The organism is Dactylococcopsis salina PCC 8305 (assembly GCF_000317615.1).
In the GTDB taxonomy this organism is placed as follows: domain Bacteria; phylum Cyanobacteriota; class Cyanobacteriia; order Cyanobacteriales; family Rubidibacteraceae; genus Halothece; species Halothece salina.
Genome location: NC_019780.1, coordinates 1,680,194 through 1,705,254 on the forward strand (window position 1 = coordinate 1,680,194; position 25,061 = coordinate 1,705,254).

A 25,061-nucleotide genomic window follows, 5' to 3' on the forward strand; every position below is an offset into this window, starting at 1 on the left:
AACCGCGACGAGTCATAGAGGCTTACGAGTAAGCTAGATGATTCGATCGAACACTATGGTCGATCGAGAAACCAGAAACCATCTCCTGGCAGTCTTTTTGATATTTCATAATAGATGAAAAGGGAAAAGGAAATTACAATGATTGCAACTAAGCCTCTGGCAGAAACTAGAACGCTACTACCCAATATTAGCTGGCAAACGTTTAAGATGATGCTTGCTGAAATGGGAGATAACCGTAACACTCGAATTGCCTATGATTCGGGAATTATAGAAATTATGACCCCATTAATGTCCCATGAAAACTCAAATCGGATGATCGAAGGTCTCATCGGTGTGATGTGCGAAGAGTTAGGATTAGAAATTAAGCGCACTGGTTCGTTAACTTTAACCAGAGATGATTTAGAGCGCGGCGCAGAACCAGATAGTAGTTATTATATTCAAAACGAGTCTTTAGTTCGGAACAAAGACAAGATCAATTTAGCAGCTGATCCCCCTCCCGATTTAGTGCTTGAGGTTGAATATTCTCATTCTGCAATTAATAAGTTAATGCTTTATGCTTCTCTGGGAATTCCTGAACTTTGGCGCTTTAATGGTCGCCTCCTCAAAGTTTATACTCTTACTGATCAAAACTACACCGAGGTTGAACTTAGTCCAACTTTTAATTCAATACCAGTGAAACAAATTCCCCGTTTTCTTCAACAAGCGAAAACTCAAGGAGAAAATGCAACAATTCGTGAGTTTCGAGAATGGATTAAGCTACAAACTTCACAAGAGAATTAGCAAATTTTGCTCGTGTTTTCTTGTCTATTTTAGTAATTCGTAGCTACAATTAGACTTGTTGTAGTGTAAAAAAATCATTGATTAAGATTGTGGTTAAAGATAGATTCCATGATGTTGTTAAAACTGCTTTGGAAAAAGATGGATGGATTATCACTGCTGATCCTTATGAAGTAAAGATTGATAATATAGACTTTGAAATTGATCTAGCAGCAGAACAACTATTAGCGGCTATACGGGATCAAGAAAAAATTGCAGTAGAAGTCAAGAGTTTTATTAGCCCATCCAATGTTTCTGATTTTCATACCGCACTGGGACAATTTCTTAATTATCGAGATGCTCTAGATAAAATTGATTCAGAAAGAAAACTTTATTTAGCAATACGGGAAACAATTTATCAAAGTTTCTTCACGAGGAAATTTATTAGAGATTCTGTAAGGCGATATCAATTAAAACTGGTTACTTACGATGTTAAAAATGAGGTAATTGTACAATGGCTGTAGAAAAATACCAACAATATATTCAGAAACTACTAAATGATCGCGCCCAACGACTTTCTCAACAAAATGCTTCAGTAGATGAGTATGAGATACAGACAGTTTTTGATGGCGAACGTCATCATTATCAATTATTATCTGTAGGTTGGCTTGGTAATAAACGAGAGTTTGGTTGTCTTTTACATTTAGATATTAAAGATGGCAAAATTTGGATTCAGCATGATGGAACTGAGGTGGGAATTGCTAATCAGTTAGTAGAAATGGGAGTTCCTAAACAAGACATTGTTTTAGCTTTCCATGAACCTGCTGTTCGAGAGTTTACTGATTTTGCTGCAGGAAAAGAAGTTTCTCAGACAACAACTTGAAAAAGATAAAGTAGCTACTCCTTAGTGTGATCGTTGACAAAAAAACTGATCAGTAACTAATCATTGTGAAATACACATATAATTATTCCCCAACCTTGGGGAAGGGGCTAAGTTACTTATAAATACTTTTCCAAAAAGACTTCTAATTTTTCTTTTGTCTCTGTTGGGGCTTTATCCAGTGGGGTTAAAATGGCAGTTTTTAACGCGGAATGTGCCTCAGAAACGGGTGGTTTTTCATTGATGCGGCGCACCGCTTCTTTAATGACTTTTTGGGCGTTGACTGCATTTTTTTTCAAATATTCAATCACAATATCAACGGTGACACTATCATGGTCATCATGCCAACAATCATAATCGGTAACTAAGGCGAGGGTGGCGTAAGCAATTTCTGCTTCTCGTGCGAGTTTGGCTTCTGGTAAATTAGTCATTCCCACAACTGTAGCGCCCCAACTGCGATATAAATAAGATTCGGCTTTGGTAGAAAAAGCTGGCCCCTCCATACAAACATAAGTTCCGCCGCGATGAGGAGTAACCTCGTCTAATTCTAAATGAGAAATGGACTCATATAAAATATCTCCTAGCTTCTCACACACGGGATCACCGAAGCCAATGTGGGCAACAATGCCATTCCCGAAAAAGGTGTTAATGCGGTTACGAGTGCGATCGATGAATTGATCAGGAATTACCATATCTAATGGTTTAACCTGTTCCTTAAGAGAGCCGACAGCAGAAGCAGAAATGATATATTCTACTCCTAGTTGCTTCATGGCGTGGATATTTGCCCGAAAGGGTAACTCTGTGGGCATTAAGTGATGATTACGTCCATGACGGGCGAGAAATGCAACTCTTGTCCCTTCTAGTGTGCCAATAATAAACGCATCGGAGGGATCACCAAACGGCGTTTCTAATTTGACTTCTTCAATATCTTGGAGTGCGTCCATTTGGTACAACCCACTCCCACCAATTACACCAATTTTTGCTTGCGCCATGATTGAGTTTTCTCGGTTGTTACCTAAGCCAGAAGGTCACCCTCCTGACTCGGCTTCAGAACGGTACGTGAAACTTTCATTTCATACCGCTCCTCTTCAGACTACGCTATGTTAACAGCACTTCCCTACCTATCGACCTAAGAAGCTAGAATGAATTCCACTTCTGCCTTTATTCTGACTTGAACCTTTCTTCTGATTCTTGCCTTTTTGGCTCTGTCGTTTTAGGTCTTCAGCAGTTTTCTTGTGGTGACAATGGCGATGGAGTAACTGTAAGTTCTTGTAGGCATCTTCACCCCCTTCAGCTTTAGGGGTAATGTGGTCAACTTCTTCTACATCTCCATCTTTGAAATATAGTCCACAACGGGTACATTTGCCTTTCTGACGCTTCATCAGAGTAGCTACCCGTTTTTTCGTACCAGGATATCCACCCCGGCGTTCACTCCAGTATCGCCAGTCTCCATCGTATGGAGACCTTGAACCCTCGATTTTAATATGTCTTCCAATTGGTGTCCATGCGTGTTTCCACAGTTCGTGCGTACCCGCATCAGGAGTATTTGCTTCCGAGGAGGCTGTTGAAAAGACCCATTTATCCTCTCTTCTTTCTCCCTCTAAGTTTTCCCCCTTTGTCCAATGAAAGTATTTTTCTAAACACCATCTGAAGGTTTTATTCGGATGACGACGTTTCACCCAACGACGTAATTTATTGAAGACCATGTGATCCACTTTAACAAATGTCTCCTTTGAGCAGACTGTCTTATGATAGTTGCACCAACCCTTGATAATAGGATTAAGTTTATCAATGATTACCTCTTGGGATTTACCTCTCATTGAATCCAACACTTCAACAATCTTTTCATAATGAGTTTTAATACTTTTGTCGCTAGGTTTGATTATTGTCTTGAATCCAAGTAATTTGCCATTTGTATTTTTTCCTGAATGGTTTTTCCCGATTTCATGCTGGCGGATGTTCCACCCTAAGAAATCAAAACCAGCTTTCTCTTCTTCGGAATCATACAATGTATGGCAAATTCTCGTCTTGCTCTCACTTATTTTTAAGCCTAAATCATGTAACCAATGCTCAATCAGCGTTTTCGCCTGTTGGACGATGGATTTATCCTTGTGGAGAACAACGAAGTCATCTGCATACCGGATAAGAGATATCGAGCTTCGATTAGCCCTTTTCGCCCCCTTCCAAGTTTCAGCCCATTGTTTTATGTACTCTTCAAGTCCATGCAGAGCAATGTTTGCCAATAGAGGACTTATCACCCCTCCTTGTGGTGTTCCCTCATTTGTTGGCATCCAATCACTTTTATCCAAGACTCCCGATTTTAACCAAGCTCGAATTTGTCGAGCTATAGTCGGGGTTGTATTTAATTTTTTCAAGAGAGCATCGTGATTTATACGGTCAAAACATTTAGAGATATCTGCATCTAAAGCCCATTTGGGTTTTTGATTGATAGCCACATATATTGCTCCTCCCGCATCATGACAAGAGCGTCCTGGTCTAAATCCGTACGAATTAGGTTCAAATTTTGCTTCCCATTCCGGCTCCATAGCTAGTTTAAGAAGAGCCTGCCTCGCACGGTCTTCCATTACTGGAATACCCAAGCCGCGTTTTTCTTTACGTCCTGGTTTTGGAATCCAGACCCGTCTTAAGGATTTACCTTTCCCTGTAAGGGTTAGATTTTCAGCAAGGTTCAACCGTTCTTCAGGACTTAGGCTTTTTACACCGTCTATCCCCGCCGTGTTTTTACCCTGGTTATCCTGCGAAATGCGCCGTACTGCAAGAAGTCTGGCACACCAAGACCGCACCAATAATCTCTGGAGTTTGTGAACTTTAGCCACGTCACCACCTTGAGAAGCTCGAAAAATTCGTTTTTGAAGTTTAAACACATCAATTTCAACTCTTTTCCAGTCCACTTCACTCCACTCCGTTTTCTCCATAAGGAGCAACCCGAAACTTAACCAAAATGGAAAGTTAAGAAAAGTCTTAATCTCTGCATTACTTTCATACTTTAATAATAAGTTCATGATTCCCTCTACTCAATTTCATTTTTCTTCGTAATCGAAAGTGGATACGTCAGCATATCCTCCCTATTACAGAAGGCGTTCGCTTCTTATCCAATCCTGCCCTCGCTCAACCCGACAAATGAGTCAGAGATTGCGTCCCGACAGACTACTTGGAAATCGACCTTCCCAAGAGTATGAACGAGGGTTACTTCGTTTCTAATATCCATTGATTGAGACCTTAGCCCCCTACTATCCACCGAGTAAATTTGGGAATGTGATATAAACTATCTCAGATTTATATCCTCTTACTTTGAACTTATTTCGTTCCCTGCTCAATAGCCTTTCCGCAGGATTGTACTAACGATGGTTCAAACGTAGGTTCGTTGACTAGGCATAGCCTCTTGCTAGGGAATTTACCAGTTTAGGCTACCAGCAGTGATCCCATTTAACCCTGCTTTATCCTCAAGTAGTCAACTCTGTAGATAAGGGTTATGCTTTTCTCTCACATCCTGAGAGAGATGGACTTAATGTTCGGTTTTCCCTACATCAATTGTTCGGTACTTCCCACCCTCTTTTTCTTCATATTTCGTAATACTCAGGGGCATTTCACCATCATGGATATTAAATTATCAAGGTTCGGTACCCCGTAGGGTTCTTTACCAAGCTCTGGATTATGCGCCAGTCCGTGAGGGACTTATAACGTTTTCACCAGAAACGAATCGCACAAAAATAGTACATTAGGTTATTTTAGAGGACTCTATGACCAGTTACCACTTATCCCCCCCTAGCCCCCCCTTTGAAAGGGGGGGAATGACCAGTTAGCCCTGCTTTGAGGGGGGGAATGACCAGTTAGAAAGAATAACGAAGGATAAACGATGCAAAATCAAGATCAATTACGTTCAACGCTACAGCGACTCGATAACGCTAGTTATAAAGCCTATAAAGATATTAAGGGGACTTATGATTTTATTGATTTTCAGTTAATTATTGATTATGTTCAAGGTGATCCCTTTGCTTCTCCTTCACGGTTACGTTTACAAATTCCGCAATCGATCGCGGCGTTTCCCGAGTTTCTCTATCAGTCTCCTAGTCGGGAAGTAGCACTACGGGATTATTTAACTCGTCAGTTTCGCCAAGCGGCTTCTCAAATTAGTGACTCTAGGGGAACTGGAAAAAGTGGTTTAATTGCAATTACAGGAATCGGACAAGAGGTTTTAGAACGCAGTTCGGTTTTAATTGATGAAGAAATGGTAGAAGTGCGTTTTATCGCGGGACTTCCAGCAAAAGGACGGCGGATTTTAGGTCGTCAAGCGGCGGAAATGCTATGTGAGGATGTCCCAGAAATTGTCGATCGCGCTTTGATTTATCAATCTCTTTCACCGAAAGCCATTCGCCATCATGTGGAAACGGTAGAGGATGCGGACTGGTTACGAGAGGAGTTATCGAAACAGAATTTAGTGGCATTTGTTCCCAATGGGGCAATTTTACCCCGTCGCAGTGGGGTTGATCCGCGTCCATTAACGGATAAAAATGTTGTTCCTTTTCAGTCTCCCGCAAGTTTACAGGTGAGTTTTGATTGTCCGAACCGAGGAACAGTGGAAGGAATGGGAATCCCGCGCGGCATTACTTTGATTGTGGGGGGCGGCTATCACGGAAAATCGACGCTTTTGGAAGCACTGGAGTTAGGGGTTTATAATCATATTCCTGATGATGGACGGGAGTTAGTTGTTACTGATCCAGATGCGGTGAAGATTCGCGCTGAGGATGGAAGAAGTGTTGTTGGTGTGGATATTTCCCCGTTTATTAATCAGTTACCCCAAGGGCGATCGACCACTGATTTCTCTAGCCCCAACGCCAGTGGTAGCACGTCTCAAGCGGCGAACATTGTTGAAGCGTTAGAAGCGGGTGCAAAAGTTTTGTTAGTGGATGAAGACACGACCGCAACCAATTTTATGATCCGTGATCATCGGATGCAACAATTGATTAGTAAGGATAAAGAACCGATTACGCCGTTTATTGATAAAATTCAACAACTCGATCGCGATTACCAAGTTTCGACGATTCTTGTCATGGGAGGAAGTGGCGATTACTTTGACATGGCGGATACCGTAATCGCAATGGAGAACTTTAAACCTTATGAAGTGACCGAAAAAGCGAAACAAATCGCAGCGGAAAACCGAACCGAACGTTATACAGAAGGGGGAGAACATTTTGGTCAGATTACTCCTCGTGTTCCTCTCGCTGACAGTATTGATCCCAGTCGCGGGAAAAAAGAGGTGGATGTAAAAGTGCGAGATGATGATGAGGTTTCCTTTGGTAATGAAGACATTGATCTCGCTGCGGTGGAACAGTTGGTGGATCAAAGTCAGTTACGGGCGATCGGGGCGGCGATCGTGTATGCTAAAAAACAATATCTTGATGGGAAACGCACTCTCCCTGAGATTTTAGACGCGATCGAAGCCGATATCGAAAAAAAGGGCTTAGACATCATTACTCGGTCTCCTCAACACGATTTAGCTTATTTTCGACGGTTTGAACTGGCGGCGGCGTTAAACCGATTACGCAGTTTAGCAGTGAAATCGGGATGAGTAGCAAAATGGAGATAAGAGGCTAGAAGCAACAAATTAAACCATGAATCATCAAACCGTACCGATTCCAAAATCCCCCACCTTACTCCAAATTGCACAATGGATATTTAATCCGTTGGGATACATGAAAAAAAATCGAACGGAGTATGGCGACATTTTTCAAGCCTATGTTTCTTGGGGAAAGACTAACCCTTTACTGATGTTAAGTGAACCCAAAGCGTTACAGTATATCCTCACCCATGACACGGGAAAAGAGTTTACCGCGCCAGGGGAGGTGAACCGTATTTTAGAACCGTTACTGGGTCGCCAAAACTTAATCCTTCTCAGTGGAAACGAACATCAACGCCGCCGTAAGTTAGTTACCCCTCCCTTTCATGGGGAACGCTTAAAAGCCTATGGAAACATCATTCAAAATATTACACAGCAAGTGATTGATCAATGGTCAACGGAAGCCTCGATTAATGTTCGTGAGACCATGCAGAAAATTACGATGCGAGTGATTTTACAAGCGGTGTTTGGGTTACATGAAGGAGAAAGGTTCGATCGACTCGAACGCTTGCTTGGTCAGCGATTAGACATGACTGGTTCTCCTCTCGGTTCGCTGCTTCTTTTCCTACCTTTCCTACAAAAAAATTATGGGTCTTGGAGTCCAGGCGATCGATTGCAAAAACTCGCGAAAGAAACCGATGATCTTTTATTTGCTGAAATTGAGGAACGGCGGAAGAATCCTGATCCCGATCGCATCGACATTCTTTCCTTACTATTGATGGCAGAAGATGAAGAGGGAAATGGTTTAACGGATCAAGATTTGCGAGATGAATTAATGACCCTGCTTGTCGCTGGACACGAAACAACAGCAACCGCGCTCACTTGGGCATTGTACTGGATTCACTCTTTACCAGAGGTAAAAGACAAATTATTAGCCGAATTAGATTCTGTTACTGATAAAACTGATTCTTCTCAATTTCTCAAACTCCCTTATCTCGGTGCGGTTTGTAACGAAACCCTACGCTTTTATCCCGTCGCGATGTTGACTTTTCCTCGACAAGTAGAACAACCTGTAGAACTTTGTGGCTATCAGTTAGAACCAGGAATGCTGATCATGGGAAGCATTTATTTGATTCATCAGCGAGAAGACCTCTATCCGCAACCCGAACAATTTCGACCAGAACGCTTTTTAGAACGACAGTTTTCTCCCTATGAGTTTATGCCTTTTGGCGGTGGTGTCCGTCGCTGTGTTGGTGCGGCTTTAGCACAATATGAGATGAAAATTGTTCTGGGAACAATGTTAAGCCAGTTAAATTTGGCGTTGCTCAATCAGCGTCCTGTTTCACCAGCACGACGAGGAGTTACTTTAGGACAAAGTAAGTCGGTTTGGGTGAAGAAAGTTGGGGTTCGATCGCGATCGAAATCAGTAGCTAAAGTTTAAATCAATCAGTTGCAACGACGATTTTAGGGATGTGTCATGGCACGTCTCTAAACTAGCTATCTTGATGAAAATCTCTTTTGTTTTTTTAACTGTCTTTTAACACACTTCGCCTCTCTAAAAAAATCCTCATCTAACGGGGGAATTTCGGAATAATCAATTTCCTCATCAGGCTTGAGTTTGATATCTTCTGCCCTTTTTTTGCCCATTAAAGGAATGTCGTCAAGATGTTTATGTACAGTAGTCATAGTATAATTTTACTTCTTGTTTATTTGCTCGTCGTGCAGAAATTAATCTAATTTTGCCTTCTCTTTCAGTATAAACAACTGTTATAGTTATCATCTGATTGTTATTACCAATAGCAATATATCTAGTTTCCCCATAATCTACTCGATCATCAGTTACTTCATAGGTTGGGTATCTAAATATTTCCGCTGCTTCTTCAAAACTAATTTGATGCTTTTTTTGGTTAATTTTATCCTTTTCTATATCCCACTCAAATTCCATCAGTTTTAACGCTAATAGTCCCCTTAGAATACCATCTAAGAGGACTGTCGCCAAAAACAGTGTTTCTTAAATTGATGATGAAACTCTACACCAGTAGTAAAGAAACCTAACTAGCGATAGTCTTGACGTTGAATGTCTCTCAGTCTTGCTTCAGGGCGTTTAAATCGATCGAGTTGGGATTCAAAAAACTTACGGTTCGCTTTTAGGTGTTTTGGATTCGGATCATCAAGGGGATAAAGTAACGCTGTGCGTAGCGCCTGAATCACCGCCGACGTGACACAATACATCGATCGTTGAAAGGTAATCCCCAACTGAATCAACATATCTTCCTCTCCCCGACAATGTTGATGATAATAGTCTTGAAGGTAGGAGGGGAGAAAGTGTAACATATCCTGCATTAAAAGTGTTGGCGGAATGCCAGCCGTCCCTACGGGAAACACATCTGCGTAGAGGATACCATAATGGAAATCTTTTTGCTCGTTGGGAACTTCGTGGGCTTGAGCATTATAAGATTTTGTTCCTCTGAACGGTGCAGTACGATAAAAAACAGATTCTACATAGGGTAAGGCGGCTTCGTATAACCAAGTAAACCCTTTACTTTTGGGGATGATTTCATACATTTCCCCATCAATATAAACATGATGATAAATGGGACGACCAGCAATGGCAAAAATGCCATTAACTAAGAAATTCATCGCTTCGGGAACAGTGGTAATTGTTCCTTCATCATAGCGATCGGACATCTCGAAAAAGACTGGTGCCATCACTTCCCAAAACAGTCCGAGATTAGAATAGTAGGACAACTCTCGTACTTTTTCGAGGAACATTTCGGGGAAGAGTTTGTATAAGCCTAACATCAAAGGATTGTTTTCGAAATAGGCTTTAATCGCTCGATCGGCGTTTTGGCGATATTCCTCGGAATCAAGATAAGCATCAAACTTGCCTAGCCCCATATCTCGACCATGCCAAAACATCGCTTTCATACAGGCTTCGGCAAACTCCATATTAACCCGATCGTGCCACAAATGATGGAAGAGGCGAGGAATATTTTTCGTTTCTCCCTTTTCCATAAATTGTAAAAGTTCAGGATGAGCCGTTGCTTCTCCCCGCCAAATTCTTAAATCAGCATTGTCGCCAGCGTAGTGATTTTCTAAGTCGAGATATTCTTGGGGGAGGAAGTATTTAAAGGCTGGAATCGGATTCAGAAAAACTCGTTCTGCGATATAAAGTAAATCCCGCCAATAGAAATCCATTGGCACTGCGTATGCTTTATAAATCCCGATAATTTGCATTAAGTTTTCGGGAGTATCTGGTAACATTGCACCACCCGCTTCGAGACGGTGAATAATATCAGCAAATTCGTGTTTAGAAGGAGGAAGTTTAGTTTGTGTTGTCATGGTGATTAGTTATTTGTTATTCGTTATTTGTTATTCGTTATTTGTTATTTGTTCACTGATTACTGGTCACTGATCACTGAATTTGTTATTTGTTCACTGATTACTGGTCACTGATCACTGATCACTGATCACTGGTCACTGCAATGGGTGGAGGACACCAAACCCAACACGATTTTGTTTTAATGAGACAATTGTTGGGTTTCACTTCGTTTCACCCAACCTACGGGTTTTTGTTGAGGATTTTCAGAAGATGCGATCGCGGAATAATAACTATCTTGCCATTTTGGAGTTAGCATAGAAACCACCTGATTTGTTGTTGGTTCAATCCAGTGAACTAACCAGTTCGGTTGAATGCCAAAGGCAAAAATAATCAGGGTTAAAATTAAGGCGGGTAGTCGTTCTGACCACAAAACTTGGGGATAATAAGCGAGAGAATTGTCTAATTTTCCAAAGCAAGTTCGGTTCAACAAAATAACAAAATAAACGGCGGTTAATCCTGATGCAATAATGCACAAAATTGTCTCGATCGGGAAGCGAGAAAAACTTCCTTGAAACACAATATATTCCGCAACAAATCCCACTAAACCAGGAATCCCAGCACTTGCCATCCCAGCAGCAATTAATAAACCACTGGTAAGCGGTAAACCGCGAATTGGGTTCATTAAACCATTCAAAACATCTCGATCGCGTGTCCCTACTTTTTCCTCTACTGTTCCAATTAATTGGAATAATAAAGCTAGAATTAACCCATGGCTAATCATCTGCGCTACCGCACCTAAAACACTTAAAGAAGTGCCAGCAGCAGAGGCAACTAAAATATAACCCATGTGACCGATCGAACTGTAAGCGACCATGCGTTTAATATCGGTTTGTGCGATCGCGGTTAAAGCACCATAAATCACACTAATTACCCCAATAATTGCTAATCCTGGGGCGGTTAAATTCCAGGTTTCAGGGAATAATTGTAATCCAAAGCGAATGATGCCATAAGTGCCTAATTTTGCTAAAACACCTCCTAATAAAATCGCCACTGGGGGAGACGCTTCTACATAAGCATCTGGCTGCCAAGTGTGTAGAGGAACTAAGGGCGTTTTCATTCCAAACCCAACTAAAATTAACGTCAGTAAAATTAACTGAGTTTTTAAAGATAAACCAGCCGTTGTGATCGTTTCGTATTCAAAATTTCCGCTTTTATTGAGGAAAGCAAGTCCTAAAAATGCGGCAATAATCAACAGTCCAGAAACGGCGGTGTAGAGAATAAACTTAGTCGCAGCATACCCTCTTTTTTCTCCTCCCCAGATACTAATGAGAAGGTAAAAGGGAATTAATTCCACTTCGTAAAACAGGAAAAATAGAAGTAGATTTTGCGCCATTAACGCCCCCGCTACGCCAAAGTTTACCAGTAAAATCAGAACGTAATATAAACGTTGACGTTCAATTTTTAAGCTGGTGCTATAAATGGCGATCGCGCTTAAAAAACTATTCAGAGAAACTAGCGGTAGAGAAATGCCATCTATACTCAGATGATAGTTCAAACCGATGGGTTCTAACCAAGGTATAAACTCAGAAAACTGAAACCCACCTGTATCGAGATCAAATTGGAAAAATAAATAAATTGTCCACAGAAACGGCGCGATCGAAATGAATAAAGTAATCTGACGCAATCGATCGCTCTGTAAATTTGACGGTAACAAACTAACAATCAAAACGCCAATAACTGGTATCACCAATAATGCAGTTAACATCTAATTCTCCTCTCTAATCATTCACGACAGTTATATAGCAATCCCAGATGATTTGTAAATTTTTATTTGCCCCCAAACCCCCAATACTGGGGGCTTCCATGAATCAATTTTTTCCGCTCTCATTTCCGATTGCTATAGCAGGTTTAGGTAATTACTTATAATGGGTGTTGGGTTTCGCGTGGAGACGTTCCATGGAACGTCTCTACCAACCTACTTTTTATCATTGTTAGGGGGCAAATCCCCCCAGAATTGGGGGCTAGGGGGCAAATCCCCCCAGGATTGGGGGCTAGGGGGCTAAACCAAGAAAGGGAAACAAACAATAATTCCAAACAACGCCACACCCGCAACAATTGAAAGCATATAAAATTGGGCAACACCAGAGTTGTTATATTTCAAACCTTGACCACTTAGCATCGTAATCAAACCCACTAAATTAACCAAACCATCAACAACGTATTTGTCAAACCAAGCGATAATTTGGGAAATAATATTAACCACAAAAACCACTGTGACTTGATAGGCTTTCACCGTATAGCAATCATAAGCAAAGAAATTTTTAATTCCTTGTGGAATAAATGCTAATTCAGGTCGCGTATTACCATAAACTAAAATTGCACCGATCGCACCCACCAAACTGGAGGCGATTAAAACCAAAGCGGAATTGAAATTAATCATTTCCCACTGCGGCAGTAAATCCCAATTTGCCATAAAAAGTGGTAAATGTAACGCTAAACCAGCGCCAATTGTTGTCGGGAAAACCATCAACCATAATTCTTCGGGCGATCGAACCGTCATTGGCTTAATTTCCCCAAGAAAAACTAAACAGAATAACCGTAATAAACTAAATGCGGTTAAACCATTAACCGTCAACACCACCCCAGCTAACCAAGGCGTGGTTGTCCATAATGTATCCGTCAGGGAATATAACACCCAAAAACTACCTAATGGCGGAATTGCAGTTAACGCAGCCACTCCCACTAAATAGGATAATCCAGTAATCGGACGACGAGACCACAAACCACCGAGAAGGGTCACATCTTGAGTGACGTTACTGAGAACAATATTTCCGATCGCCATCACTAATAATGCCATCGCGAGAGCGTAGGTGAGAAGTAAAGTTAAGGCGATTTGGGTTTCTCCCACACCAACCGCAATAAAAACTAAACCGAGATAAGCACTTACGGCGTAGGATAAAATTCGTTTAATATCTGTCTGCGCGATCGCGATTAAACTCCCGCCAATAGCAGTAATTGCACCAACGGCAATGGTTACTGTCAATCCCACTGGGGAAATCGCAATAATCGGCTGTACCAGAATCAAAACCCAAGCCCCAGTGCAAACCACCACCGCATTCCGTAAAATCGTCGCGGGAAGAGGTCCCTCCATTGCTTCATCTAACCACAAATGCAGGGGAAATTGGGCGCATTTACCCGCCGGCCCCGCGACTAGGGCTAAACTCAGTAATGTCGCTGTTGTGGAGTTTAATTCAGTGGTTTCTGCCCAAATCGTGAGTTCTTGATAGTTCCATGTTCCAGCGAGAGGATAAAGCGCCACCACTGCCATCAACAGGAATAAGTCACCCACCCGTTTCGTTAAAAACGCATCTCGCGCCCCTGTCACCACAAGGGATTGATTAAACCAGTAACCGATGATCAAATACGTTCCTAACGTCAAAATTTCTAGCATGACATAGCTAAAAAATAGAGAATTCGTGAGGATTAGGGTACAAATTCCTGCCTCAAAAAGAGCAAGCAGGGAATAAAACCGCGCCCACCCCCAATCCATTTCTAGGTAGGCGATCGCGTAAATTTGAGCGAGAAGATTTAACCCTGTCACCACCATCAAAGCTGTTAATTTAATGGTAGAAACAGACCACTCAAAATCAATGTGGAGATTCGCCGCATCTAGCCAACTGACACTGAAATATTCAGGTTGCTGATCTGAAATTGCCCAGAAGGCTAACCAACTATGCAACAACGCAAGAAACGTCATCATAGCATTAAGATAACCTGCTGGTCGCGGTCCCGTGCGACGGGAAATGCCAGGCGACCAAAAAACGCTTAACCCCATTCCGAGTAATGGGTAACAAGGAATTAGCCAGCTTGTATTCAGAATATGACTCATATTTTAAAAATTGTTATTTTAACCCACCCTAAAGATCATAGTAGAAGAAATAACATATAATGTAAAATTGATAATTAGTATGTAAACGATAGCGATAGTTCTATAATGAAAAACGCAACTCTCCACCAATTGCGCGTCTTTGTGGTTGCAGCCCGACATTTAAGTTTTACCAAAGCAGCAGAAGAGTTATTTTTAACTCAACCCACCGTTTCCATGCAGATGAAACAGTTAACGAAAGCGGTGGGATTGCCTTTGTTTGAACAAATTGGCAAACGGTTGTATTTGACGGAAGCAGGGGAAATTTTATATGAGAGTTGTCAGCGAATTTTTAGTGAGTTAGGAGAGTTTGAAAGCGCGATCGCGAACATGAAGGGCTTAAAACAAGGACAACTGAAGTTAAGCGCCGTTTCTACCACAAAATACTTTTTACCCCGCATTATCGGTCCATTTTGCCAGCAATATCCAGGTGTGGAACTATCCTTACGCTTCACTAACCACGAGCGGATTTTACAATATATGACCGATAATCAAGATGATTTTTATATCCTCAGTCAACTTCCTTCTACGATTGATGTCACTTCTCATCGCATTTTAGAAAATCCTCTCGTTGCGATCGCCCCCTCTAATCATCCTCTCGCAGAAGAAACGAATATCCCGTTTCAGCGTCTAGCAGAAGAGCCGTTTATCATGCGTGAACCCGGATCAGGTACTCGTCAAGCATTAGAAGAGTTATTTCACAAGCATCAAGCCGAATTAAAGGTGCGATTAGAATTAGGAAGCAATGAAGCAATTAAACAAGCGATTTTAGGCGGATTAGGAGTTTCTGTCTTGTCGAAACATACTCTCACCTTAGAAAAAGATACAGGGTTATTTGCGATTTTAGATGTGGAAGATTTACCGATAAAACGCAATTGGTACGCTATTTATCCAGCAGGAAAACAACCTTCTGTGGTCGCTCGTACTTTTTTAAATTATCTCGAAGCTGATCACAATTTAAACCTGACGAATGAAGAGGTAAAAACGGCTTGAATTGTCGCCCCCTTACCCCCAAGTTTGGGGGAATTATCGCCCCCTTACCCCCAAGTTTGGGGGAATTGTCGCCCCCTTACCCCCAAGTTTGGGGGAATTGTCGCCCCCTTAACCTCAAGTTTGGGGGAATTGTCGCCCCCTTACCCCAAGTTTGGGGGAATTATCGCCCCCTTACCCCCAAGTTTGGGGGAATTATCGCCCCCTGATATCAGGTTTAGGTAATTGATTATAGTTGCTGTTGGGTTTCGCGTGGAGACGTTCCTGTTACTGAGCTTGTCGAAGTATGGAACGTCTCTACCCAACCTACTTTTTCTGCTAAAAAATAGTATTAGAAAGTCCCCCAGACTTGGGGGATTTAGGGGGCAAGACTTGGGGGATTTAGGGGGCAAGACTTGGGGGATTTAGGGGGCAAGACTTGGGGGATTTAGGGGGCAAGACTTGGGGGATTTAGGGGGCAAGACTTGGGGGATTTAGGGGGCAAGACTTGGGGGATTTAGGGGGCAAGACTTGGGGGATTTAGGGGGCAAGTGCGTAACTTCTAAAATGGTCGCAAAAATTTAGAGATTTCAGATAAGCTGACAAGTGGAGTCTCCCCGAGAAAACAGATGAAAAAACGAGTGACATTAACCTTCCCGAAAAATCGAGTTCCAATGCCAGTGACTTATCGTCTGGCGAAAGATTTTAATGTCGCCAGTAATATTATTCGCGCCCAAGTTGCGCCTAATCGCACCAGTAAGTTAGTTGTGGAGTTGTTAGGAGATATTGATGAAATTGAAGCGGCGATCGAGTGGATGGGGCTACAACAGATCACTGTTTCTTTGGCAAGTCGAGAGATTGTGATTGATGAAGAGAGTTGTGTTGATTGTGGACTCTGTACGGGGGTTTGTCCCACGCAAGCATTAACCCTCGATCCAGAGACCTTTAAGCTCAATTTTACCCGATCGCGCTGCGTGGTTTGTGAACAGTGTATTCCCACCTGTCCCGTACAGGCGATTTCTACTAATTTCTAGCCACTTCGGTGTCAATCAGGGACAATTTTACATTTTGATAATAATGCCCCAGAATTTGGCGATAATTTGCCCCCTGTGTTGCCAAATAATTCGCCCCCCACTGACTTAAACCGATACCATGACCGAAACCCCGTCCAGAAATAATAAAACGTTGAGTATTACCATCAACCTGAAATAGGGTGCTGCGTAAATCGAGAGCCTTGCGAAAGGTTTGACCACTGATGGTTTTACTCCCTTGATCACCCACAACTTTTAAACGTTTAATCCGTCCTTGAGGAGTCACTTGTTGAAGAATGATCGATCGAACGCTTCCCACATTACCCAAACGATAACCGATCTCTCTTCCCGACAAGGCTTTTTGCCATTCATAAACAGGAGCAGTATGATCATAATCTACGACACTTTTGAGATAAGGTAAGGGACGACTCCAGACATCTTCGACATTTTCTGTATGTCCACCCGAAGACGAATGAAACACTGCCAAAATTGGCTTCCCACCGTAAGTTAAAACTTGTCCTTCTGTACTGTTCACTGCTTCATGGGTACTGCGGGTTTCACTTTTAATCCCTTTGTAAACTTGGGAAGCAGTGGTACTCTCTAAATCGTAGAGTTGATTTCCAGAACGGTTACTTTCATGTAAAGCATAGGATCGGGCGGCGACTGCTTGGGCTTTTAGGGCTTCGATCGGCCAACTGGTGGGCATTTCACCCCCAACCACGCTATAAAGATAGTCCTCTAATTCTACCCGATTAATCACCGTCAGATCAGACCCATCATTAACCAACTGCGTTTCCCCACGATACCAGCGATCGCCGATCCAAACGTATCCATTCTTTTGCGGATCAATCCATAATTGGCTTCCCGTCCAACTTTCCAACTGTACCTGATTCTTCCGACTAACCGCGCGCCAACTACTCATCCCGTCAATTTTCCCCACAGGATTTCCCGCCGCATCTTTGATTACCGCATCAGTCGAACTTCCCACCGCAACTTGTTTAACATCCTCTTTGAGGGCAATTTTGAGGAAAGTTGCAGCTTGTGCTGGTGCTAACAATAATAACCATAAAAACAGACTGGAAAGCAAGGTTGTTAAGGGTTTACCCATTGCTTGCGCTTGAGAAAATATCATTTCCGAACACTCCCACATTCAAATTAAGCATTAACCAGTGAACTACGCAAAGCCACTTCGCTCTCGCTTTGCGCTTCCTACCCAACAGACTGCGACACAGTTGAAGTCTTACGACCCCTACTATCTCGACTTACATCTGGGCGATAGGCGGTCACCCCCGTTCCAGAGGTCAAAATACGCAGTCCTTCTTCTTTTATATTGATGGCAGCGTTTATGTCTCTATCGTGATTAGTTTGACATTTTTCACACTGCCAATTTCTAACATCAAGGGTCAGGCTTTTTACTTGATTCAGGCAAACATGACAAGTTTTAGAACTTGGAAAGAAACGATCAATTTCTTGATAGATTTTTCCTTCCCATTCTGCTTTATATTTCAACATGGTACAAAATTGACCCCAACCCACCTGACTAATTGCTTTAGCTAAGTTGTGATTTTTGACCATATTTTTGACAGCTAAATTTTCAACGCAAATAACTTGGTTTTCGTCAACTATCCTGCGTGATAGCTTGTGATGAAAATCTAACCGACAATCAGCAATCTTTTTATGAACTCTGGCAACCTGCTTTCTAGTTTGATTTCGATTGTTAGAACCTTTCTGTCTCCTAGATAAACGTTTTTGTTTTGCTTTTAGGTTTTTCTCGTGTTTCTCTAACCATTTGGGATTCTCGAATTTAGAACCATCACTGGTAATCGCGAAATGATTGATTCCTAAATCAATTCCAATGGCTTTTCCTTCACTAGATTGTTCAGGAATCTCTTTCCCATCTTCCGTCAAAATTGAAGCATAATAATGTCCTTGACAATTTAGAGACACCGTGACACTTTTAATTGTTCCCTCAATTTTTTTATGGATTTTAGCATAAACAACTCCCATTTTTGGAAACTTTAAGCCATTATCAACTAAAGAAACATTTTGAGGGTAAGTGATTGATTGTTTACGATGTTTAGCCTTGAAGCTAGGGAAAGAGGCTCGACCTTCAAAGAAGTTAATAAAAGCACGAGATAGGTTTAGAGCTACTAACTGTAAGCATTGGGAATAAGGTTCTTTAAGCCATTCGTATTCTTGTTTTAGCTTTTTAATCTCTTTCTGAATAGCGAATCGGTTTAGACCTTTTCCTGTTGCCTTATAAGTTTCATTGGTCAGGTTAAGAGAATGATTCCACAAAAAGCGATAACACCCAAAGCTCTTTGCTAAGTGCTGTTCTTGTTCTTTTGTAGGGTAGATTCTAACCTTAGTCGCTCTCAACATGATTCAACAAAACTTTTAGTGATAAAACGATTGTAGCACAAATTTGTTGGTCTGTGTTCTAAGTTCGCGCTTCACCCCAATTCGCTTCGCGCTCAATTGGGGAATTCTCGCTCACACTCTGTTAAATTTATAGCGCTTTTGATTTTAATCCAAGAGAGATTTGCCGTTAACAACCCCCTGATATCAGGTAATGATAAAAGGTTTGTTAGGTTGCGCTTTTGGCTTCACTCAACCTACGGCTTGTGTTGGGTTGCGCTTTTGGCTTTACTCAACCTACGGCTTGTGTTGGGTTACGCTTTTGGCTTCACCGAACCTACGGCTTGTGTTGGGTTACGCTTCTGGCTTCACCGAACCTACGGCTTGTGTTGGGTTACGCTTTTGGCTTCACCCAACCTACGGTGGTCAGTCTTGACTTTAAGCACTCACTATGACTAACTCCAGATTGAGTTTACAATTAAGCAAAGACGAAATTATGTATAATTCAGTTTCTTTTAATCCTATTTTAGTGGGACTATTTTTTTTAGGGAGAAATTAAAACTATCGTGACAGAAACTAACACTTGGAGTAATCGGTTTGAAACGGCGTTAAATCCCATGATTGCAACGTTTAACGCCAGTATTCCTTTTGATATTATTCTTTTACCTTACGATATTCAAGGCTCGATCGCTCATGCCAAAATGTTAGCAAAAACAGGCATTATTAGTGAGGAAGAAGCAACTCAATTAGTTCAAGGATTACAAGAGATTTTAACCGAATATGAAAACGGAGAATTTCACCCCGATATTAACGAGGAGGATGTTCATTTTGCGGTAGAACATCGTTTAACTGCAAAAATTGGTGAGGTGGGGAAAAAACTTCATACCGCTCGATCGCGCAACGACCAAGTAGGAACTGATCTGCGTTTATATTTACAAGATAAAATCACTCATCTTCGCGCTAATCTGCGTCACTATCAGCAAGCATTACTCAACCTCGCAGAAAACCACATTGACACGCTGATTCCAGGTTATACCCACTTACAACGAGCGCAACCGATCAGTTTAGCTCATCATCTCCTAGCATACTGGGAAATGGCACAACGGGACTGGGAACGTTTAGGGGATGTCGCCAAACGAACCAATATTTCTCCTTTGGGATGCGGCGCTTTAGCGGGAACGACTTTTCCCATCGATCGAGATTATACTGCTAATGAACTGGGTTTTAATGATATTTATCGTAACAGTTTAGATGCCGTGAGCGATCGAGATTTTGTCATTGAATTTCTCAACGCCGCAAGTTTAATCATGGTACATTTATCTCGTTTTAGCGAAGAAATTATCTTCTGGTCTTCTCAAGAATTTAATTTTGTCACCCTCAAAGATAGTTGTGCCACTGGCTCTAGTATTATGCCACAAAAAAAGAATCCAGATGTCCCAGAATTAATCCGAGGAAAAACTGGACGTATCTGTGGACATTTACAGGGAATGTTGATGGTAATGAAAGGTTTACCCCTTGCTTATAATAAAGACTTACAAGAAGATAAAGAAGGCTTATTTGATAGCGTAAAAACCACAGAAAGCTGTTTAGAAGCGATGACCATTCTCTTAACAGAAGGGTTAGAATTTCGGAAACAACGTCTTGAGGAAGCCGTAGCGGAAGACTTTTCTAATGCGACTGATGTTGCTGATTATTTAGCCAATAAAGGTGTTCCTTTTCGAGAAGCATATAATTTAGTCGGAGAAGTTGTCAAAACCAGTTTAGCTGCAGGAAAATTATTAAAAGATTTAACCCTAGAAGAATGGCAAGCGATTCATCCCCAATTTGAAAATGATATTTATGAAGCCATTACCCCGAAACAAGTTGTTTCCGCGAGAAATAGTTACGGTGGAACTGGGTTTAAAGAAGTCAGAAACGCGATCGAAATCGCGAAAACATTAACCACATAAAATGTAGGTTGGGTGAAGTTTACGAAACCCAACAGCAATCAGTTAGATAAAATGTAGGTTGGGTGAAGTTTACGAAACCCAACAGCAATCAGTTAGATAAAATGTAGGTTGGGTGAAGTTTACGAAACCCAACAGCAATTATAAGGAATGACCTGAACCTGATCTAACCCCCAAAATTTAGTAGAATTTAATGGATGTAGCAATCTTAAATTGGTTGTAAATGTTGCCCCCTAGCCCCCAAGTTTGGGGGAACTTAATGGATAAACAAGTTGATTAACCGTCTGAAAATCCTCAAGATTCAGTTTTTTTGGGGAAAGCAAGCACCAGATCAAGCGAGATAGCAGTGGCAAAAAATCCTATAGCCCCCATTATTGGGGGTTGGGGACAAATCAAGGTGATATTATCATAGATTTATGAATCAACTTTCAAATTTCGTCTTTACAGTTTTAGGAATCATTTTCCGTCATCCCATTACTGGCGCGACCATTGTTCCAATTTTAGAGAATGGTGAAATTGTTTTAGTGCGTCGCCAAGATACAGGAGAATGGGGATTACCAGGGGGAATCATTGATTGGGGAGAAGACGTTTCCACCGCCGCCAAACGAGAATTATGGGAAGAAACTGGTTTAGAAATCATCGAAATTCGGCGCTTAGTGGGAGTTTATTCAGCGCGCGATCGCGATCCGAGGATTCATTCTATCAGTATTTTAGTGGAAGCGGACGTACAAGGAAATTTAGCCGTACAAGATAATTTAGAAATTTCCGAAGCAAAAGCCTTTAGCCCAGAAACCTTACCTTTTGGTGATTTAGCACATGATCATGAACGTCAGTTAAAAGACTTTCTAGAAGGAAAAACAACACTCGCTTAGAAAGGAGATTTTTTACATTTCAGACAACAAATGAGCAATAACAAATTAAGATAAAATCAAAGCGCATTCCCAAGCAAGAGAGGCTGGATCATGGCAAAATCTAAAAGTGAAACTCCCACCATTAACTTCAAAGACCCCGAATATTATTTTAATCGTGAGTTAAGTTGGTTAGAGTTTAACCAGCGTGTTCTCAATGAAGCAGTTGATCCGCGTACACCCTTATTAGAACGTCTCAAGTTTATGGCAATTTTTAGCTCAAACTTAGACGAATTTTTTATGGTACGGGTGGCGGGATTAAAACAGCAAGTGGAAGCAAATGTCAATAAATTAACCGCCGACGGACGCGATCCTTCACAACAATTGACAGATATTAGTGAACGGTTGCGTCCCATGATTTTGAAACAAGATCAACATTTTGAAGAAGTTTTAAGAGGATTACTCGCAGAAGAAGGGATACATTTATTAAACTATGCTGATCTCAATGTCGAACAACGAACCTATTTACAAAATTATTATGAAGATCATGTTTTCCCTGTTTTAACGCCGCTTGCGGTTGATCCTGGACATCCTTTCCCTTATATTTCTAATCTTAGTTTGAATTTAGCAGTTGTAGTGCGTCAACCCGAAACAGATGACGAATTATTTGCTCGTATTAAAGTCCCAAAAGTGTTACCTCGTTTTGTTCAACTTCCCAGAGAATTAGGGGTTCACAATAAAAAAGGAAAACCAGCAATTTGGACAGGAATCCCTCTCGAACAAATTATTTCTCATCATTTAGAAGCACTATTTCCAGGGATGACGATTCAGGAATGTTATCCATTTCGGATTACTAGAAATGCTGATATTGCGGTCGAAGAAGACGAAGCAGATGATTTATTATTAGCCATTCAAAAAGAACTTCGTAAACGTCGGATGGGAGGTTCAGTGGTTCGGATGGAAATTCATCATTCAGCCCCCGACCATGTCCGAGAAATGTTAAGTCGAGAAATGAAGTTAGAGGAACAAAATGTTCATCAAATTACAGGGTTATTAGGATTAGGAGATTTGATGTCATTTATGGAGCTTCCTTTACCCGAATTAAAAGATAAAAAATGGACAGCAATTGTACCGCCACCATTTCAACGTTATCGGGATACAGAAGAAACAGAGGGCGCTCTTTCGGTAGAGGAAAAAAGCGAAAGTTTCTTTGGGGAAATTCGGAAATCTGACCTATATGTTCATCATCCTTATCATTCTTTTAGCGCGACTATACAAGAGTTTATTGAGTTAGCCGCAGCTGATCCGAAAGTGTTAGCAATTAAGATGACACTTTATCGAACTTCTGGCGATTCTCCGATTATTAATGCGCTGATTAATGCGGCAGAAAATGGGAAACAAGTGGCGGTTTTAGTAGAGTTGAAAGCAAGGTTTGATGAGGAAAATAATATTGTTTGGGCGCGAAAATTAGAAAAGTCGGGGGTTCATGTCGTTTACGGAATTGTGGGCTTAAAAACCCATACGAAAACGGCGTTAGTGGTGCGCCAAGAAGAAGATAAAATTCATCGTTATGTTCATATTGGGACGGGAAATTATAATCCGAAAACGGCGAAACTGTACACGGATTTAGGGTTGTTTAGTTGTCGGGAAGCGTTAGGCGCTGATCTTACTGATTTGTTTAATTTCTTGACAGGACATTCTCGTCAACGATCGTATCGGAAATTATTAGTCGCACCAGTGAGTTTGCGCGATCGAATGCTTGTTTTAATTCAAAGAGAACGCGATCGAGCGAAAAAAGGAGAAAAGGCTTATATTATTGCTAAAATGAACGCCTTGGTTGACCCAAAGATTATTCAAACCCTCTACGAAGCCTCACAAGCGGGAGTAGAAATTGATTTAATTATTCGGGGAATTTGTTGTTTACGTCCTGGAGTTGAGGGAGTGAGTGAGAACATTCGTGTTATTAGTATTATCGGACGTTTTCTGGAACATTCTCGCATTTTCTACTTCTATAATAATGGGGAAGAGGAACTCTACATTGGTAGCGCCGATTGGATGCAAAGAAACTTAGATCGACGTATCGAAGCAGTCGTTCCCATTGATGATCCGAATATATTTCAAGACTTAAAAAACATTCTGGAAATTATGCTTTCTGATAATCGTCAGGCTTGGGAATTACAACCTGATGGTCATTATTTGCAAAGACAACCAGGAGAAAATGAAGAAGTGAGAAGTACCCATGAAATCTTGATGCAAATGGCTTTACAATCTTCTACAGTGACTTAAATTAATATAGTAATCTCATAAGAATTGTAAATCAATCCCCCCTAACCCCCCTTTGTAAGGGGGGAATAATTTATCCCCCCTAATCCCCCTTGGTAAGACAAATCAATCCCCCCTAATCCCCCTTGGTAAGACAAATCAATCCCCCCTAACCCCCCTTTGAAAGGGGGGAATAATAAGTTGGTATGTAGCGCCAATTATTCACGCATGGTATAAGTTATGGTAAGCTCAAATCTTGGTCAACTTGGAGAGGAATTTACGGCGCAATGGCTAAAACGTCAAGGTTGGGAAATTATCGCTTCTCGTTGGCGCTGTCGTTGGGGAGAATTGGATTTAGTGGCTTACCATTCTGGTTTGATTTTTGTAGAGGTAAAAACCCGTCAAAGCAATAATTGGGATGAGAATGGTTTGTTAGCAATTACTCCTCAAAAACAAGCTAAACTCTACCGCGCAGCCGAGATGTTTTTATCACATTATCCCGCTTATTCTCATGTTAATTGTCGCTTTGATTTAGCTTTAGTTAAAGCTCAAAAGGTTTCTAATTTTGATCGAGGCGAAAACAGCTATGAGTTAACTTTAGTGAGTTACTTAAAAGGAATTTTTGAATAGGAAGAATTTAAACATTTTAGACAACAAGAAAAGTAAAAATGATGTCATCCCAACCTCACCCCGATCGAGCATTAATTAGCATTAACTGCGCGATCGTCACCATCAGCGATACTCGCAGCAAAGAGAGCGATCGAAGCGGTCAATTAATCCAAGAAAAACTAGAAGCAAACGGTCATCAAATCCAAGATTATACAATTCTCAAAGATGATCCAGAAGCAATTATTAATCATCTAAAAACACTGAGAAAACAAAAAACATTAGAAGTGATTATCTGTAACGGAGGAACAGGGATCGCTCCCAGAGATACCACTTATGATGCACTGGCGCAAGTTTTAGATAAAACGTTACCTGGATTTGGGGAGTTATTTCGCTATTTAAGTTATCAAGAAATCGGATCACGAGCGATCGCATCACGGGCGATCGCTGGCGTTTATTCTAACCAGTTAATCTTCTCTCTTCCAGGTTCAACAAAAGCTGTTCAATTAGGCTTAGAAAAACTAATCCTACCAGAATTAGTCCATTTAGTGAAACAGCTTGATCATCAATAAAATCATAC

At 41.3% G+C, this 25,061-nt stretch carries 22 protein-coding genes; 13 read left to right on the plus strand and 9 right to left on the minus strand.

Annotated elements, in window-relative coordinates; translation table 11 throughout:
* Nucleotides 1-138: 138 nt before the first annotated feature.
* The 3 genes from DACSA_RS08365 (at nucleotide 139) to DACSA_RS08375 (ending at nucleotide 1,639) form a co-directional block, all read left to right on the plus strand.
* Entirely contained in the window at nucleotides 139-780 is a 642-nt protein-coding gene (locus DACSA_RS08365; RefSeq protein WP_015229334.1) for a Uma2 family endonuclease, read from the plus strand.
* Nucleotides 781-869: 89 nt separating this feature from the next.
* Nucleotides 870-1,280 (plus strand): XisH family protein, encoded by a 411-nt coding sequence (locus DACSA_RS08370; RefSeq protein WP_015229335.1) that lies wholly within the window; start codon nucleotides 870-872, stop codon nucleotides 1,278-1,280.
* Nucleotides 1,271-1,639 (plus strand): XisI protein, encoded by a 369-nt coding sequence (locus tag DACSA_RS08375; protein ID WP_015229336.1) that lies wholly within the window; start codon nucleotides 1,271-1,273, stop codon nucleotides 1,637-1,639. The genes DACSA_RS08370 and DACSA_RS08375 overlap by 10 nt, the downstream gene beginning before the upstream one ends.
* Before the next feature lie 116 nt (nucleotides 1,640-1,755).
* On the opposite strand, the gene DACSA_RS08380 is transcribed toward DACSA_RS08375, so the two are convergent.
* Nucleotides 1,756-2,628, minus strand: coding sequence for an S-methyl-5'-thioadenosine phosphorylase (locus DACSA_RS08380; protein WP_015229337.1), 873 nt, complete (start codon nucleotides 2,626-2,628; stop codon nucleotides 1,756-1,758).
* A 129-nt stretch (nucleotides 2,629-2,757) separates the two neighbouring features.
* The gene (gene ltrA, locus DACSA_RS08385) at nucleotides 2,758-4,659 is read right to left on the minus strand and encodes a group II intron reverse transcriptase/maturase (protein ID WP_015229338.1); all 1,902 of its coding nucleotides are present in this window, start codon (nucleotides 4,657-4,659) and stop codon (nucleotides 2,758-2,760) included.
* 854 nt (nucleotides 4,660-5,513) lie between these two features.
* Between ltrA and DACSA_RS08390 the strand changes: the two genes are divergently transcribed.
* Both DACSA_RS08390 and DACSA_RS08395 read left to right on the plus strand, forming a co-directional pair.
* Entirely contained in the window at nucleotides 5,514-7,226 is a 1,713-nt protein-coding gene (locus tag DACSA_RS08390) for an ABC-ATPase domain-containing protein (protein WP_015229339.1), read from the plus strand.
* A gap of 43 nt (nucleotides 7,227-7,269) precedes the next feature.
* Complete coding sequence (locus tag DACSA_RS08395; protein WP_015229340.1) at nucleotides 7,270-8,655, plus strand: cytochrome P450; 1,386 nt, start codon at nucleotides 7,270-7,272, stop codon at nucleotides 8,653-8,655.
* Between the two features lie 56 nt (nucleotides 8,656-8,711).
* On the opposite strand, the gene DACSA_RS08400 is transcribed toward DACSA_RS08395, so the two are convergent.
* From DACSA_RS08400 to DACSA_RS08420, 5 genes are all read right to left on the minus strand, one after another.
* Nucleotides 8,712-8,900, minus strand: a complete 189-nt coding sequence (locus DACSA_RS08400) for a hypothetical protein (RefSeq protein WP_015229341.1) — start codon at nucleotides 8,898-8,900, stop codon at nucleotides 8,712-8,714.
* Nucleotides 8,884-9,213 carry a BrnT family toxin gene (locus tag DACSA_RS08405; RefSeq protein WP_015229342.1) on the minus strand — a complete coding sequence of 110 codons (330 nt, stop codon included), beginning with the start codon at nucleotides 9,211-9,213 and terminating at the stop codon, nucleotides 8,884-8,886. The genes DACSA_RS08400 and DACSA_RS08405 overlap by 17 nt, the downstream gene beginning before the upstream one ends.
* 56 nt (nucleotides 9,214-9,269) lie before the next feature.
* Nucleotides 9,270-10,556 (minus strand): CO2 hydration protein, encoded by a 1,287-nt coding sequence (locus tag DACSA_RS08410; RefSeq protein WP_015229343.1) that lies wholly within the window; start codon nucleotides 10,554-10,556, stop codon nucleotides 9,270-9,272.
* A gap of 179 nt (nucleotides 10,557-10,735) precedes the next feature.
* Nucleotides 10,736-12,301: an NADH-quinone oxidoreductase subunit M gene (locus DACSA_RS08415; protein ID WP_015229344.1), complete on the minus strand. Its 1,566-nt coding sequence runs from the start codon at nucleotides 12,299-12,301 to the stop codon at nucleotides 10,736-10,738.
* A gap of 294 nt (nucleotides 12,302-12,595) precedes the next feature.
* A complete protein-coding gene (locus DACSA_RS08420) occupies nucleotides 12,596-14,425 on the minus strand; it encodes an NAD(P)H-quinone oxidoreductase subunit F (protein WP_015229345.1) in 1,830 nt (609 codons plus the stop codon).
* Nucleotides 14,426-14,530: 105 nt separating this feature from the next.
* On the opposite strand from DACSA_RS08420, the gene DACSA_RS08425 reads away from it, so the two are divergent.
* Together DACSA_RS08425 and DACSA_RS08435 are read left to right on the plus strand one after the other, a co-directional pair.
* Nucleotides 14,531-15,454 carry a LysR family transcriptional regulator gene (locus tag DACSA_RS08425; RefSeq protein WP_015229346.1) on the plus strand — a complete coding sequence of 308 codons (924 nt, stop codon included), beginning with the start codon at nucleotides 14,531-14,533 and terminating at the stop codon, nucleotides 15,452-15,454.
* A gap of 605 nt (nucleotides 15,455-16,059) precedes the next feature.
* Nucleotides 16,060-16,464: an NIL domain-containing protein gene (locus tag DACSA_RS08435; protein ID WP_015229347.1), complete on the plus strand. Its 405-nt coding sequence runs from the start codon at nucleotides 16,060-16,062 to the stop codon at nucleotides 16,462-16,464.
* On the opposite strand, the gene DACSA_RS08440 is transcribed toward DACSA_RS08435, so the two are convergent.
* Both DACSA_RS08440 and DACSA_RS08445 read right to left on the minus strand, forming a co-directional pair.
* The gene (locus DACSA_RS08440; RefSeq protein WP_015229348.1) at nucleotides 16,454-17,593 is read right to left on the minus strand and encodes a SpoIID/LytB domain-containing protein; all 1,140 of its coding nucleotides are present in this window, start codon (nucleotides 17,591-17,593) and stop codon (nucleotides 16,454-16,456) included. The genes DACSA_RS08435 and DACSA_RS08440 overlap by 11 nt on opposite strands.
* 77 nt (nucleotides 17,594-17,670) lie before the next feature.
* A complete protein-coding gene (locus DACSA_RS08445) occupies nucleotides 17,671-18,843 on the minus strand; it encodes an RNA-guided endonuclease TnpB family protein (protein WP_015229349.1) in 1,173 nt (390 codons plus the stop codon).
* Nucleotides 18,844-19,033: 190 nt separating this feature from the next.
* Between DACSA_RS08445 and DACSA_RS20505 the strand changes: the two genes are divergently transcribed.
* The 6 genes from DACSA_RS20505 to DACSA_RS08470 all read left to right on the plus strand — a co-directional run bounded on the left by DACSA_RS20505 (nucleotide 19,034) and on the right by DACSA_RS08470 (nucleotide 25,053).
* Entirely contained in the window at nucleotides 19,034-19,255 is a 222-nt protein-coding gene (locus tag DACSA_RS20505; protein ID WP_156800721.1) for a hypothetical protein, read from the plus strand.
* Nucleotides 19,256-19,385: 130 nt separating this feature from the next.
* Nucleotides 19,386-20,768, plus strand: coding sequence for an argininosuccinate lyase (gene argH, locus DACSA_RS08450; protein WP_015229350.1), 1,383 nt, complete (start codon nucleotides 19,386-19,388; stop codon nucleotides 20,766-20,768).
* A gap of 413 nt (nucleotides 20,769-21,181) precedes the next feature.
* The gene (locus tag DACSA_RS08455) at nucleotides 21,182-21,637 is read left to right on the plus strand and encodes an NUDIX hydrolase (RefSeq protein WP_015229351.1); all 456 of its coding nucleotides are present in this window, start codon (nucleotides 21,182-21,184) and stop codon (nucleotides 21,635-21,637) included.
* A gap of 90 nt (nucleotides 21,638-21,727) precedes the next feature.
* Nucleotides 21,728-23,899 carry a polyphosphate kinase 1 gene (gene ppk1 / locus DACSA_RS08460; protein WP_015229352.1) on the plus strand — a complete coding sequence of 724 codons (2,172 nt, stop codon included), beginning with the start codon at nucleotides 21,728-21,730 and terminating at the stop codon, nucleotides 23,897-23,899.
* 216 nt (nucleotides 23,900-24,115) lie between these two features.
* A complete protein-coding gene (locus DACSA_RS08465) occupies nucleotides 24,116-24,505 on the plus strand; it encodes a YraN family protein (RefSeq protein WP_015229353.1) in 390 nt (129 codons plus the stop codon).
* A 41-nt stretch (nucleotides 24,506-24,546) separates the two neighbouring features.
* Nucleotides 24,547-25,053, plus strand: a complete 507-nt coding sequence (locus DACSA_RS08470; RefSeq protein ID WP_041235397.1) for a MogA/MoaB family molybdenum cofactor biosynthesis protein — start codon at nucleotides 24,547-24,549, stop codon at nucleotides 25,051-25,053.
* Nucleotides 25,054-25,061: the final 8 nt, after the last annotated feature.

Bases quoted from the DNA above. Each gene is read 5' to 3' on its own strand.
- DACSA_RS08445 (WP_015229349.1), bottom strand. From the start codon at position 18,843: ATGTTGAGAGCGACTAAGGTTAGAATCTACCCTACAAAAGAACAAGAA.
- DACSA_RS08400 (WP_015229341.1), bottom strand. From the start codon at position 8,900: ATGACTACTGTACATAAACATCTTGACGACATTCCTTTAATGGGCAAA.
- DACSA_RS08425 (WP_015229346.1), top strand. From the start codon at position 14,531: ATGAAAAACGCAACTCTCCACCAATTGCGCGTCTTTGTGGTTGCAGCC.
- DACSA_RS08435 (WP_015229347.1), top strand. From the start codon at position 16,060: ATGAAAAAACGAGTGACATTAACCTTCCCGAAAAATCGAGTTCCAATG.
- DACSA_RS08465 (WP_015229353.1), top strand. From the start codon at position 24,116: ATGGTAAGCTCAAATCTTGGTCAACTTGGAGAGGAATTTACGGCGCAA.
- ltrA (WP_015229338.1), bottom strand. From the start codon at position 4,659: ATGAACTTATTATTAAAGTATGAAAGTAATGCAGAGATTAAGACTTTT.
- DACSA_RS08395 (WP_015229340.1), top strand. From the start codon at position 7,270: ATGAATCATCAAACCGTACCGATTCCAAAATCCCCCACCTTACTCCAA.
- DACSA_RS08375 (WP_015229336.1), top strand. From the start codon at position 1,271: ATGGCTGTAGAAAAATACCAACAATATATTCAGAAACTACTAAATGAT.
- DACSA_RS08455 (WP_015229351.1), top strand. From the start codon at position 21,182: ATGAATCAACTTTCAAATTTCGTCTTTACAGTTTTAGGAATCATTTTC.
- DACSA_RS08380 (WP_015229337.1), bottom strand. From the start codon at position 2,628: ATGGCGCAAGCAAAAATTGGTGTAATTGGTGGGAGTGGGTTGTACCAA.
- DACSA_RS20505 (WP_156800721.1), top strand. From the start codon at position 19,034: ATGATAAAAGGTTTGTTAGGTTGCGCTTTTGGCTTCACTCAACCTACG.
- DACSA_RS08440 (WP_015229348.1), bottom strand. From the start codon at position 17,593: ATGATATTTTCTCAAGCGCAAGCAATGGGTAAACCCTTAACAACCTTG.
- DACSA_RS08410 (WP_015229343.1), bottom strand. From the start codon at position 10,556: ATGACAACACAAACTAAACTTCCTCCTTCTAAACACGAATTTGCTGAT.
- DACSA_RS08415 (WP_015229344.1), bottom strand. From the start codon at position 12,301: ATGTTAACTGCATTATTGGTGATACCAGTTATTGGCGTTTTGATTGTT.
- DACSA_RS08420 (WP_015229345.1), bottom strand. From the start codon at position 14,425: ATGAGTCATATTCTGAATACAAGCTGGCTAATTCCTTGTTACCCATTA.
- DACSA_RS08470 (WP_041235397.1), top strand. From the start codon at position 24,547: ATGTCATCCCAACCTCACCCCGATCGAGCATTAATTAGCATTAACTGC.
- DACSA_RS08365 (WP_015229334.1), top strand. From the start codon at position 139: ATGATTGCAACTAAGCCTCTGGCAGAAACTAGAACGCTACTACCCAAT.
- ppk1 (WP_015229352.1), top strand. From the start codon at position 21,728: ATGGCAAAATCTAAAAGTGAAACTCCCACCATTAACTTCAAAGACCCC.
- DACSA_RS08390 (WP_015229339.1), top strand. From the start codon at position 5,514: ATGCAAAATCAAGATCAATTACGTTCAACGCTACAGCGACTCGATAAC.